Here is a 12276-nt window from a genome sequence, read left to right on the forward strand (position 1 = left end):
CAACAGGAGATCTACGCGCGTAGGGGCTAGAGTGCGAAAATGACGAGCCAGATCCGGAACACCCCGAGCTCGGAACAGATCCGCCGGGCACCCAAGGTCCTGCTGCACGATCATCTCGACGGGGGACTGCGCCCCGGCACGATCGTCGAACTCGCCCGCGAGAACGGGTACGAGAACCTCCCCGAGACCGATCCCCACAAGCTGGGCATCTGGTTCCGCGAGGCCGCCGACTCCGGTTCGCTGGAGCGCTACCTGGAGACCTTCGCCCACACCTGCGCCGTCATGCAGACCCGCGAGGCGCTGGTGCGGGTCGCCGCCGAGTGCGCCGAGGACCTCGCCTCGGACGGGGTCGTCTACGCCGAGGTGCGTTACGCCCCCGAGCAGCACCTGGAGGGCGGGCTCAGTCTCGAAGAGGTGGTCGAGGCGGTCAACGAGGGCTTCCGGGAAGGCGAACGGCTGGCCCGGGAGAACGGTGACCGCATCCGGGTCGGTGCCCTGCTGACCGCGATGCGGCACGCGGCCCGGGCCCTGGAGATCGCCGAACTCGCCAACCGCTACCGCGACCTGGGTGTCGTCGGCTTCGACATCGCGGGCGCCGAGGCGGGCTTCCCGCCCACCCGGCACCTGGACGCCTTCGAGTATCTGAAGCGGGAGAACAACCACTTCACGATCCACGCGGGCGAGGCCTTCGGCCTGCCCTCCATCTGGCAGGCGCTCCAGTGGTGCGGCGCCGACCGGCTCGGGCACGGCGTGCGCATCATCGACGACATCCAGGTGCGCGAGGACGGCTCGGTCGAGCTCGGGCGGCTCGCGTCGTACGTCCGCGACAAGCGCATCCCGCTGGAGCTGTGCCCCAGTTCCAACCTCCAGACCGGCGCCGCCGACTCGTACGCCGCTCACCCCATCGGGTTGCTGCGGCGGCTGCACTTCCGCGCGACCGTGAACACGGACAACCGCCTCATGTCGGGGACGAGCATGAGTCAGGAATTCGAGCACCTTGTCGAAGCGTTCGGTTATTCGCTCGACGACCTCCAGTGGTTCTCGGTCAATGCTATGAAGTCAGCATTCATTCCTTTCGATGAACGACTGGCCATGATCAATGACGTGATCAAGCCCGGATATGCAGAATTGAAGTCCGAATGGCTGTTCCAGCAAACCGCTTCCACCAGCGGTTCCGTGGGGGATCAGGGCTGATCTGAGGGAATGGGAAGCGGCCGGGTCTTCACTTCTTCTCCATGACTCGGCCGCTTTTCGATATTTGCGGTGGACGGGATCACGTGTTTACGGTTTTAGACCGCTCACATCCCCACGTCACCCACCCAAGGACGCATTCATAATGAAGCAGTCTGCTGCCAAGACCCTCGGTGTCGTCGCTCTCGGTGCCGCTTTCGCCGCCGCCGGCGCGGGCGCCGCGAACGCCGCCCCGGCCCTGCCGGACGCCTCCTCGGCGCTGGACACCGTCACCAAGACGCTGCCCGCCGAGAACGTCACCAAGACGCTGCCCGGCGCCGGGCAGGCGCTCGCCCAGGGCCAGGGCGCGCTCGGCACGGGCATGGCCGCCGCGAAGCCCGCCGCGGGGCGTCTGCTCGCCGACGGGCCGGCCGCGCCCGTGGCCGGACTGCTCGGAGGCCTGCCGGTGGGGGGACTTCCCACGCACGGTCTGCCGGTGAACGGCATTCCGCTGGGCTGAGCCTCCCCGCCGGGCCCCGGTCCCCTGCCTGTCCGAGCACGGGGCCGTTCGGCCGCTGGAGCGAAGGCCGTACGAACGAAGGCCGCACGAACGCCGGTGGGCGCCCGAGAAGGGTGCGCCCACCGGCGTTCGCGTGTCTCCGCCGGGTCCCGGGCGGGTCACCAGGCGGTGCGGGAGGCCTTGTCCTCGGAGGGGAAGAGGATCCACAGGGCTATGTACAGCAGGAACTGCGGGCCGGGAAGCAGGCAGGACAGGACGAAGACGACCCGCATCGTGGTCGCGGAGGTGCCGAAGCGCCGTGCCAGCGCAGCACAGACTCCGCCTATCATGCGGCCGTTCGTGGGGCGGGCGATGGCGGTCATGGTGGCTCCTTCGCGAACCGTCGTCGAGTGCCGGCGGGACCGGCTTCGTCGTTCTCACCGGTGCCTTCACCGATGTCTTCGACGATACGGGGACGAAGGGGAGCGAAGCGTCGCTCTACGGGGCGATGCCGACCCTGGGAATCGTCGGGGTCCGACCCTGAGCGGGCTCCTCCCGAAGCACGGCGGCGCGGTGCCACGTCTCCACCCGGCGACGGAGCGAGCCCCGGGCGGCGGGCACGATCGCGAGGTGCGCGAGGGTCACGCCGAGGGTGTTCAGCATGATCGAGTCGATGTCCACGACCTGGCCCGGGACCCCGGTCTGCAACAGCTCTATGCCCAGCGAGAGCAGAGCGCCGGCGGTCATCGTCCGCAACAGGGAGCCGAGCGGGGAGACGGTGAGCCTGCCCCCCGCCATCGGGAGCAGGGCGCCCAGCGGGGCGAGCAGGCCGAGGCCCGCGGCGATGCGGCGGACCGCCACCTCGGGGCCCAGCGCGATGTCGGCTCTGATACCCGCGAAGGGCCGCAGGTTTGCGGCGCTCACCCAGGGCACGTCCAGCGGCCGCAGCGTGATCCAGGCGACGATGGCCAGGTGTGCGACGAGGAGGACACCTCCTGCCACACGGACGCGGGTGACGGCGCTGCCGCCGTCTGAACCAAGACGCTGCACGCCCCCCAAGACGCGGAGTCCGGCACGATCGGTTCCGTTGCGGTTTTTTTCGGCCCCGCCCGCGTCACGAGTTCCCGACCGCCGTCGACGCCGGGGTCTCGGTGCCCGGGTCGGCGCGCACCTCGGGGGTGCACTGGTAGCTGCGCAGCGGCGCGGGGACCGGACCGCCCAGGACGACGGTGCCGTCGTCGCGCGCCGCGGCCGAGTCCGAGAAGGTGCAGACGATCTGGGCGAGGGCCGCCCGCGTGAGGTCCTCCGGGGAGGTGCTCAGCCGCAGGGTGTCCTCGGGATCCCGGCCGCGCGGTCCGCCGACCGTCATGCCGCCGCGTACGTCCGTCGTGTACCCGGCCTGCTGTTCGGGCGTCGACGGCGTCTGGGTGAGTTCGTCGAGCAGCGCCTGCGCGACCAGGACCCGCCGTGCCGCCTCCGCCGTGCCGTCCGGGATCCGCACCGACCGGTCGACGGTCACCAGCTGCGCCGAGCAGAGCAGGAAGACCTGGACCGGCACGCCGTGCGTGGACTGGGTGGAGATGTCCGTGCCGGAGAGGGCGCAGGGCACCCGGGAGGGCGCCGGACCGAAGTCGGTGGGCACCTGTGTGGAACGGATGCCGCACCCCGTGAGCAGTACGGCGAACAAGGGGGCGGCCAGCCAGGCCAGGACGCCCCGCGACGCCCCAGGCCGGGAACGCCGGGACGCGCGGCGGGCTCGCGGCGGGCCGGCGGGCCGCGAAGGGGTGCTCTCCGGGGAGCCGCCGGCCGGGGCCGCGGGGGAGCGGACGGCTTCCGGGGAGCCGGTGGCCGTGCCGGCCGGGGTACGGGTGGTCTGCCGGTGGTGCGTGGTCCGCGGGTGGGTGAAGCGTGCGGTGGTCATCCGGCGGTGCCTTCCGTGCCGTTCCCGTGCGTGGGGCCGCCCCGGCCCCGTGGCTCGTCGGCGGGCGGCTCCGACGTGTCCTGGGGCAGGCGCAGGGTGAAGACCGCACCTCCCTCGGGATGGTTCTCCGCCGTGATCTCGCCGCCGTGGATGTGCGCGTTCTCCAGGGCGATGGAGAGCCCGAGACCGCTGCCCTCGGAACGCGGGCGGGACGCGCTGGCCTTGTAGAAACGGTCGAAGACGTGCGGCAGGACGTCCTCGGGGATGCCGGGGCCGTGGTCCCGCACCTCGATGACCAGCTCCTCGCTCTCCACCCGCACCGACACCCGGACCGGCGAACCGCCGTGCTTGAGCGCGTTGCCGATCAGGTTCGCGAGGATCACGTCGAGGCGGCGCGGGTCGAGCCGGACCATGGTGCCGCGCTCGGCGTCCAGGTCGACGGCGTCCAGCCAGGCGCGCGTGTCGATGCACGCGGTGATCTGGTCGGCGATGTCCACGTCGTCGAGGACGAGCCGGGCGGTGCCCGCGTCGAAGCGGGTCACCTCCATGAGGTTCTCGACGAGGTCACCGAGGCGCCGGGTCTCGCTGACGACCAGGCGTACGGCCGGCTCGATCATCGGGTCGACGCTTCCGGTCTCGGCGTCCAGCTCCTCCTCCAGGATCTCCGTCACGGCGGTGATCGCGGTGAGCGGGGTCCGGAGTTCGTGGGACATGTCGGCGACGAAGCGCCGGGACGCCTCGTCCCGCGCGCTCATGTCGGCGACGCGTTTCTCGAGCGCCTCCGCCGTGTGGTTGAACGTCCTGGACAGATCGGCGAGTTCGTCCGTGCCCGAGACCCGCAGCCGGGTGTCCAGCTTGCCCTCGCCGAGCCGGCGGGCCGCGATGCCCAGCCGGTGGACCGGCTTGAGGACCGTGGTCGCGGCGGCCTGGGCGAGCAGCGCGGAGCCGATCAGCGCGAGGCCCGTCGCGATCCCCAGCGACCAGGCGAGCGAGTTGAGGTCCTTGGCCTCCGGTTCGAGGGACTTGAGCATGTAACCGGTGGTGGTGCCGTCGATCACCCGCGCGCCGCCCACGAGGTACGGCTTGTCGTGGTCGGTGATCCGCTGCCAGTACAGGTGGTACGCGGACGAGTTGTTCGACGTGAGCGGCTGCTGCTTGTTCACCGCCTTCTGGAGGGACTTGGGCACGTCCTCCAGCGTGAAGGTGTCCAGTTCGGAGTTTCCGGCGATGATCTTGCCGTCCACGTCCTCGGCGATCAGCAGCACGCTGAAGCGCTGGCTGCTGTTCGCCATCTGCCCGGCCGTGCGCCGCAGTTCGTCCCGGGCGGGATGCACCGGCAGCATGCTCGCGTGGTTGCGCATCTCCTGTTCGAAGTCACGCAGCACCGCGTCCTGCGTGCGCGTCAGCACGGCCTCGCGGTTCAGCCAGTAGGCGATCCCCGAGGCGGACACGGCGGCGGTGAGCGCGACGAGCCCGAACACCACGACCAGGCGCAGCCGCAGGCTGGTGAAGCGCAGACCGGACAGCAGAGCCTTGCGCGCCGCGGCCCAGCCGAGGAGCTTGTCCTGCGGTTTGGTCACTGAGGATTGTCCAGCCGGTAGCCGACGCCGCGCACGGTACGGATCAGGGTGGGCGAGGACGGGACGTCCTCCACCTTGGCGCGCAGCCGCTGCACACAGGCGTCGACCAGCCGAGAGTCGCCCAGGTAGTCGTGCTCCCACACCAGTCGCAGCAACTGCTGACGGGACAGGGCCTGTCCGGGCCTGCGGCTCAGCTCCAGGAGCAACCGCAGCTCGGTGGGCGTGAGTTGAAGGTCCTCGCCGTTCTTCGTGACCGTCATCGCGGCCCGGTCGATGACCAGCGACCCGAACGAGGCGGAGTCGTTCGCCTCCCGCTCGCCACGGCGCAGCACGGCACGGATCCGGGCGTCGAGCACCCGTCCCTGCACCGGCTTGACGACGTAGTCGTCGGCGCCGGACTCCAGTCCGACCACCACGTCGATGTCGTCGCTGCGCGCGGTCAGCAGGATGATCGGCAACTGGTCGGTGCGCCGGATGCGCCGGCACACCTCGAATCCGTCGATGCCGGGCAGCATCACATCCAGCACGATCAGGTCCGGCCGCTGCTCGCGCAGCAGCTTCAGACCGTCCTCGCCGGTGGCAGCGGTGGCAACCCGGTGCCCCTGGCGCGTCAATGAGAGCTCCAGGGCCGTCCGGATGGCGTCGTCGTCCTCGATCAGCAACAGGGAAGGCACGGACGTCATTCTGGCCCATGTCATGGTCGGGTATCGACCGTTGGAGCGCTCCCACTCGTCTCCCGCACGCAACGAGGGGTCTCGCGGACGACCCGGAGGGCTTGAGGGGGCATCTGCGTAGTCGTACCGCTCTCCTCTGTGACCGAGCTGTGGGGCGCCTGATGACGGGCCCTGTGACAGGTCTGTGACAGTCGAAGGACACGGCCATGAAGTGTCCCCGGCAAGCTTTTCGACACAAGGCAGGGCGCACGACGGAACGAACCGAACAACCGGGACTCCACGACGGGGGGCGCGAGATGAACACGCTGCACAGCTCAAGCACTAGCGCAGTTGTCACGCGGCTCCACGACGTCACCCGGGCGACGGAGCGGTCCGGTGCCGACGGAGGCACGTCCCTCGGGGGAGGGCGTGGTTGCGTCCGCGGCGCCGGGCGTCAGCACACCGCGTACATGACGGTGGTCGACGCTTCGACGGGGGAGAACGGCGGCAACGGGGGAGCCGCGTGCAGGGAGGCCACGGGGGAGCGTCGCCCGGTGACGGGGACGGGGGACGCCGAAGCGGCGTTCACCGCCTACGTCCAGGAGCGCCGCGCCTCCCTGTACGCAACCGCCTACCACCTGACGGGTGACCGCTTCGAGGCCGAGGACCTGCTGCAGAGCGCGCTGTTCTCGACGTACCGGGCGTGGGACCGGATCAGCGACAAGGCCGCGGTCGGGGGCTACCTCCGCCGCACCATGACCAACCTGCACATCAGCGCGTGGCGCCGCCGCAAGCTGAACGAGTACCCGACCGAGGAACTGCCGGAGACGGCCGGTGACACGGACGCGATGCGCGGCACCGAGCTGCGCGCGGTCCTGTGGCAGGCGCTGGCCCGGCTGCCCGAACTCCAGCGCACGATGCTGGTCCTCCGTTACTACGAGGGCCGCACCGACCCGGAGATCGCGGAGATTCTCGACATCAGTGTCGGCACGGTGAAGTCCAGCATCTGGCGGTCGCTCCGCCGGATGCGCGAGGACGAGGTCCTCAGCTTCGGCCGTGACGAGGAGGAGTCCTTCGGGGAGCTTGTCGCCTGAAGGTCTGGGGGGAGCGGTAACAAGGGGGCGGGGACGTCGGTTCCGGGGGGAGCCGACGACACGGGGGGACGCCGGTTCCGGGGGGAGCCGGCGGAACCGAACGGGGTCACGGGGAAACGGGTCACGGGTAACACGCCGTGTCACGGGGGACCACGGGGGAAAAGGGAAGAGGTCCAGGCGGACGGGGGTTCGCCTGGACCTCTTTCTTGTTGCCGGGTTCTCGCTACGCGGCTGTCGCGGGGGCTGCGGTGTGGTGGCCGGCCGCCGCCGACCTCAGCCGGTCCAGCGCCTCGGCCTTCTCGCAGGGGTGGGCGCCCAGCGCCGCCTGGCGGGCCACGATGGAGCGCTCGGAGCGCATCAGCCGCCAGCCGCGCCGCAGCAGGAAGGGCACCGACTTGCGGCCCTCCTTCAGATCCCGCACGAAGCGTCGCCGGAACGTGGTGACGGCGCCCCGCGACAGACACAACGCGTCGGCCAGCAGGCCCAGTTCGCGGCAGCGCTCGACGATCTCGGCGGCGAAGATCCCCTCCGCGATGAACAGCGGGGTGGGCCCGATGGCCAGGGCGGTGGTGCCGGTGCGGGCGCTCAGCGAGAGGTCGTAGACGGGGATGGTCGTACGCCCCGTACGGCACAGTTCCTCGATCGCGGCGACGGCGTGGTCCGCGTCCCAGGACAGCGGGTGGTCCCAGTCGATGTCCTCGCTGTCCTCGACCTGGGGCAGCGTGGGGTCCGTGCCCTCCTTGTAGAAGTCGTCGAGGCGGAGCACGGGGAGCCCGGAGTCGGCGGCGACAAGGGATTTCCCGGAGCCGGAGGGGCCGCACAGCAGCACCACGCGGGTGGGTATCGGGGGATGGGAACCCAATGGTCTGTACCTTCTCTGACGGGTCCGGCGGCGCCGCGCGTCGACACGGCTCCCCGCCATTATCCCCGGTGCCGGAGTGCCTGCCGACGGGCGCTGATATGCCTGTTGACCCGTAGGGGCGAATCCGCCGCAGGACGGCCCAGGGTGCGCCACTTCGTCAACTACTCTGCGTGTCACTCATGTTGCTTTCCGCTCCCCGCTCTTCACATCCGCTGATCAAAGAGGAACACCTGATGGCGCGACACGCAGCCCGGCAGAACACCCTGGCCCGCACGACCGCGCGGATCGCCGCGGCGGTCGGCGTGGTCGCTGCCGGCGCGGCAGCGGCCTCCCCGGCCGTCGCTGCCCCGGCCCCCGCCGCGGACGCCCGGCCCACCTCCCTCGGCTCCCTCGACCCGCAGGCGGGCCTCCGGGCGCTGACCGGCACGGTGGGCCATGTCACGGGCCCCGTCGAGGGCCTCAAGCCCAATCCGCTGGCCGGTACCGGCGTGGACCCGCTCGACAACGGCGTGGGAACCCAGCTCGCCGACTTCAAGCCGCTGTCCTCGAAGGCGCTGACCGGCCCCCTCGCGCAGGCCCCGTCGGTGGGCAGCATCCCGGTGCTCGGCCGGGCGGCCGGGCTCCTGCACTGACACACCGGCACCGCCCGCGGGCGGCCGCTCGGCGGTCCTCGGGCATGAAAGAGCCGCGTCCCCCCTGGACGGAGGGGGAACGCGGCTCTTCCGTGCGCGGGGCCCCGGGGACACGGATCGGGGCCCCGACGTCTCACCGCGCCGCCGGTGCGGCGGGGCGGGGCGGGCGGGCTCGGTCAGTACGAGGAGCCCGAGGCGCCCAGGGCGCCCGTCGGGTGCCAGACCGTCTTCGTCTCCAGGAACGCCGTGAGGCGCTCGATGCCGGGAGTCTCCGCGTAATCCACAGGCTGTGGACGAAGAACGCGCTTCAGGTTGTCCGCGGCCGCGATCTCCAGCTCCTTGGCCAGCGCCTCGTCCGCGCCGGCGAGGTCGATCGCGTTGACGTCCTGGTGCGCGGCCAGCGGGGCCGCGATCTCGGAGGTCCGGCCGGACAGGATGTTCACGACTCCGCCGGGCACGTCGGAGGTGGCCAGCACCTCACCCAGCGACAGGGCCGGGAGCGGGGACTTCTCGCTGGCGATCACGACCGCCGTGTTGCCGGTGGCGATCACCGGGGCGATCACCGAGACCAGACCGAGGAACGAGGACTCCTGCGGGGCGAGCACGGTGACGACACCGGTCGGCTCGGGGGAGGACAGGTTGAAGTACGGGCCCGCCACCGGGTTGGCGCCGCCCAGTACCTGGGCGATCTTGTCGGTCCAGCCCGCGTACCAGACCCAGCGGTCGACCGCCGCGTCGACGACGGCCGTCGCCTTGGCCTTCGACAGGCCCTCGGCTTCGGCCACCTCGCGCGCGAACTGGTCCCTGCGGCCCTCCAGCATCTCGGCGACGCGGTAGAGGACCTGCCCGCGGTTGTACGCCGTGGCGCCGGACCAGCCGCCGAACGCCTTGCGCGCGGCGACGACCGCGTCACGGGCGTCCTTGCGGCTCGACTGGGGGGCGTTCGCCAGCCACTTGCCCTTGGAGTCGCTCACCTCGTACACCCGGCCGCTCTCGGAACGCGGGAACTTCCCGCCCACGTACAGCTTGTAGGTCTTGAAGACGCTCAGACGCTGCTGCTCGGACTTCTCGGCTGCACTCATTTATCGCTCGCCCTCCGGGCTCGACGGGGCGAGGTACGCCTCCAGGCCGTGACGACCGCCCTCGCGGCCGAAGCCCGACTCCTTGTACCCGCCGAACGGCGAGGTCGGGTCGAACTTGTTGAACGTGTTGGACCAGATGACGCCCGCGCGGAGCTTGCTCGCGACGGCGAGGATGCGGGAGCCCTTCTCGGACCAGATGCCCGCGGAGAGGCCGTACGCGGAGTTGTTGGCCTTGGCGACCGCCTCGTCCGGGGTGCGGAACGTGAGGACGGACAGCACGGGGCCGAAGATCTCGTCGCGGGCGACGGTGTGCGCCTGGGTGACGTTCGTGAAGAGCGTCGGGGCGAACCAGTAGCCGGAGGACGGGAGTTCGCAGGCCGGGGACCAGCGCTCGGCACCCTCGGCCTCACCCTGCTCGACGAGCGAGGTGATGCGCGAGAGCTGCTCGGCGGAGTTGATCGCGCCGATGTCCGTGTTCTTGTCGAGCGGGTCGCCGAGGCGCAGCGTCGACAGCCGGCGCTTGAGCGAGTCGAGCAGCTCGTCGTGGATCGACTCCTGGACCAGCAGCCGGGAGCCCGCGCAGCAGACCTGGCCCTGGTTGAAGAAGATGCCGCTGACGATGCCCTCGACGGCCTGGTCGATCGGGGCGTCGTCGAAGACGATGTTCGCGCCCTTGCCGCCCAGTTCGAGGGTGACCTTCTTGTCCGTCCCCGCGATCTGGCGGGCGATCGCCTTGCCGACGGCGGTGGAACCGGTGAAGGCCACCTTGTTCACGTCCGGGTGGGCGACCAGGGCCGCGCCCGCGTCGCCGTACCCGGGAAGGATGTTGACGACACCCTTGGGCAGACCGGCCTGACGGCAGATGTCCGCGAAGAACAGCGCCGACAGCGGCGTCGTCTCGGCGGGCTTCAGGACGACCGTGTTGCCGGTCGCCAGCGCCGGGGCGATCTTCCACGCCAGCATCAGCAGCGGGAAGTTCCACGGGATGACCTGGCCGGCGACGCCCAGCGGACGCGGGTTCGCGCCGAGGCCCGCGTGGCTCAGCTTGTCGGCCCAGCCCGCGTAGTAGAAGAAGTGCGCGGCGACCAGGGGGAGGTCCGCGTCGCGGGTCTCCTTGATCGGCTTGCCGTTGTCCAGGGTCTCCAGGACGGCCAGCTCGCGACTGCGCTCCTGGATGATCCGGGCGATGCGGAACAGGTACTTGGCGCGCTCGGAGCCCGGCAGCGCCGACCACTTCGCGAAGGCCTTGTGGGCGGCCCGCACCGCGCGGTCGACGTCCGCCTCGCCCGCCTGGGCGATCTCGGAGAGGACCTCTTCGGTGGAGGGGGAGACGGTCTTGAAGACCTTGCCCTCGGCGGCCTCGGTGAACTCACCGTCGATGAACAGGCCGTAGGAGGGCGCGATGTCGACGACCGAACGCGACTCGGGCGCCGGTGCGTACTCGAATGCGGAAGCCATGATGGATCAGTCCACCGTCACGTAGTCGGGGCCGGAGTAGCGGCCGGTGGCCAGCTTCTGACGCTGCATCAGCAGGTCGTTCAGGAGCGAGGACGCGCCGAAGCGGAACCAGTGGTTGTCCAGCCAGTCCTCGCCCGCGGTCTCGTTCACCAGGACCAGGAACTTGATGGCGTCCTTGGTGGTGCGGATGCCCCCGGCCGGCTTCACGCCGACCTGGGTGCCGGTCTGGGCGCGGAAGTCACGCACGGCCTCCAGCATGAGCAGCGTGTTCGCGGGCGTCGCGTTCACGGCCACCTTGCCGGTGGAGGTCTTGATGAAGTCGGCCCCGGCCAGCATGCCGAGCCAGCTCGCCCGCCGGATGTTGTCGTACGTCGACAGCTCGCCGGTCTCGAAGATGACCTTCAGGCGGGCGGCGCCCGAGGCCTCCTTCACGGCGACGATCTCGTCGTACACCTTCAGGTACTTGCCCGCGAGGAAGGCCCCGCGGTCGATGACCATGTCGATCTCGTCGGCGCCGGCGGCGACCGCGTCCCGCACGTCGGCCAGCTTCACCGGGAGTGCGGCGCGGCCGGCCGGGAAGGCGGTCGCGACGGAGGCGACCTTCACCCCGGAGCCGGCGACGGCCTCCTTCGCGACGGCCACCATGTCGGGATAGACGCAGACCGCGGCCGTGGTGGGCGTCGTACGGTCGGTCGGGTCCGGGAGGGCCGCCTTGGCGCCGAGCGCCCGGACCTTGCCCGGGGTGTCCGCGCCTTCCAGCGTCGTCAGGTCGACCATCGAGATGGCGAGGTCGATGGCGTACGCCTTCGCGGTGGTCTTGATGGATCGGGTGCCGAGCGAGGCGGCGCGCGCCTCCAGGCCGACCGCGTCGACGCCGGGCAGCCCGTGGAGGAAGCGGCGCAGCGTGCTGTCGGACGCCGTCACGTCGCCGAGTGCGTGTGCAGCAACAGGTGCAGAGGTGGGCATGGTCACCACACGACCATATCTACGCGCGTAGCGGCTGTCCAGCCCTCGGAACGACCGAGGGATTTCTGCCCGTGGGGGCGGTCGCCGGGCCGGCTGCCGGGAACGATCCCTCTGCCCCCTCGGAACCAACCCGGTCCCCGGTTTCTTCCGCCCTCCAGCCCCAGACGCCTGTCGCTCCCAGCCCCAGGCACCTCTCGCCCCCTCCGCCCAGGCGACTTTCGCCCCCTCCGCCCAAGCGCTTCTCGCCCCTGCCCCCAGGCGACTTTCGCCCCCGCCGCCCCTACCCGTCCCGTCCCGTCCCGTCCCGTCCCCGGGGCTCCGCCCCGGACCCCGCTCCTCAAACGCCGGAGGAGCTGAAT

At 70.9% G+C, this 12276-nt stretch carries 13 protein-coding genes; 4 read left to right on the top strand and 9 right to left on the bottom strand.

The annotated features are described in order from the left end of the window. Nucleotides 1-39: 39 nt before the first annotated feature. Nucleotides 40-1194 carry an adenosine deaminase gene (locus ACFYW7_RS35040; protein WP_389509967.1) on the top strand — a complete coding sequence of 385 codons (1155 nt, stop codon included), beginning with the start codon at nt 40-42 and terminating at the stop codon, nt 1192-1194. Nucleotides 1195-1336: 142 nt separating this feature from the next. Further along, nucleotides 1337-1690, top strand: a complete 354-nt coding sequence (locus tag ACFYW7_RS35045) for an ATP-binding protein (RefSeq protein ID WP_389509969.1) — start codon at nt 1337-1339, stop codon at nt 1688-1690. Between the two features lie 158 nt (nt 1691-1848). On the opposite strand, the gene ACFYW7_RS35050 is transcribed toward ACFYW7_RS35045, so the two are convergent. From ACFYW7_RS35050 to afsQ1, 5 genes are all read right to left on the bottom strand, one after another. Next, nucleotides 1849-2052 (bottom strand): PspC domain-containing protein, encoded by a 204-nt coding sequence (locus ACFYW7_RS35050; protein ID WP_389509971.1) that lies wholly within the window; start codon nt 2050-2052, stop codon nt 1849-1851. 115 nt (nt 2053-2167) lie between these two features. Continuing rightward, nucleotides 2168-2719: a VanZ family protein gene (locus tag ACFYW7_RS35055; RefSeq protein WP_389509973.1), complete on the bottom strand. Its 552-nt coding sequence runs from the start codon at nt 2717-2719 to the stop codon at nt 2168-2170. Between the two features lie 64 nt (nt 2720-2783). Then, nucleotides 2784-3377, bottom strand: coding sequence for a hypothetical protein (locus tag ACFYW7_RS35060; RefSeq protein ID WP_389510014.1), 594 nt, complete (start codon nt 3375-3377; stop codon nt 2784-2786). A 209-nt stretch (nt 3378-3586) separates the two neighbouring features. After that, nucleotides 3587-5170: a sensor histidine kinase gene (locus ACFYW7_RS35065; RefSeq protein ID WP_389509975.1), complete on the bottom strand. Its 1584-nt coding sequence runs from the start codon at nt 5168-5170 to the stop codon at nt 3587-3589. Continuing rightward, on the bottom strand, nt 5167-5844 hold the full coding sequence (afsQ1, locus tag ACFYW7_RS35070) for a two-component system response regulator AfsQ1 (RefSeq protein ID WP_037625670.1): 678 nt from the start codon (nt 5842-5844) through the stop codon (nt 5167-5169). The genes ACFYW7_RS35065 and afsQ1 overlap by 4 nt, the downstream gene beginning before the upstream one ends. A 296-nt stretch (nt 5845-6140) precedes the next feature. Between afsQ1 and ACFYW7_RS35075 the strand changes: the two genes are divergently transcribed. After that, on the top strand, nt 6141-6917 hold the full coding sequence (locus ACFYW7_RS35075; protein ID WP_389509977.1) for a SigE family RNA polymerase sigma factor: 777 nt from the start codon (nt 6141-6143) through the stop codon (nt 6915-6917). Between the two features lie 223 nt (nt 6918-7140). Here ACFYW7_RS35075 and ACFYW7_RS35080 read toward each other — a convergent pair whose 3' ends face one another. After that, complete coding sequence (locus ACFYW7_RS35080; RefSeq protein ID WP_389509979.1) at nt 7141-7779, bottom strand: uridine kinase; 639 nt, start codon at nt 7777-7779, stop codon at nt 7141-7143. A gap of 233 nt (nt 7780-8012) precedes the next feature. Here ACFYW7_RS35080 and ACFYW7_RS35085 point away from each other — a divergent pair, with 233 nt between their 5' ends. Then, on the top strand, nt 8013-8411 hold the full coding sequence (locus tag ACFYW7_RS35085) for a hypothetical protein (protein ID WP_389509981.1): 399 nt from the start codon (nt 8013-8015) through the stop codon (nt 8409-8411). A gap of 176 nt (nt 8412-8587) precedes the next feature. On the opposite strand, the gene ACFYW7_RS35090 is transcribed toward ACFYW7_RS35085, so the two are convergent. From ACFYW7_RS35090 to deoC, 3 genes are read right to left on the bottom strand one after another with little or no spacing between them, the layout of a single operon-like run. Next, nucleotides 8588-9493 carry an aldehyde dehydrogenase family protein gene (locus ACFYW7_RS35090; protein WP_389509983.1) on the bottom strand — a complete coding sequence of 302 codons (906 nt, stop codon included), beginning with the start codon at nt 9491-9493 and terminating at the stop codon, nt 8588-8590. Beyond that, on the bottom strand, nt 9494-10951 hold the full coding sequence (locus ACFYW7_RS35095; protein ID WP_389509985.1) for an aldehyde dehydrogenase family protein: 1458 nt from the start codon (nt 10949-10951) through the stop codon (nt 9494-9496). 6 nt (nt 10952-10957) lie between these two features. Then, nucleotides 10958-11917, bottom strand: coding sequence for a deoxyribose-phosphate aldolase (gene deoC / locus ACFYW7_RS35100; RefSeq protein ID WP_389510016.1), 960 nt, complete (start codon nt 11915-11917; stop codon nt 10958-10960). Between the last annotated feature and the right edge of the window lie 359 nt (nt 11918-12276).

It is taken from the genome of Streptomyces sp. NPDC002580 (assembly GCF_042889485.1).
Classification (GTDB): Bacteria; Actinomycetota; Actinomycetes; order Streptomycetales; family Streptomycetaceae; genus Streptomyces.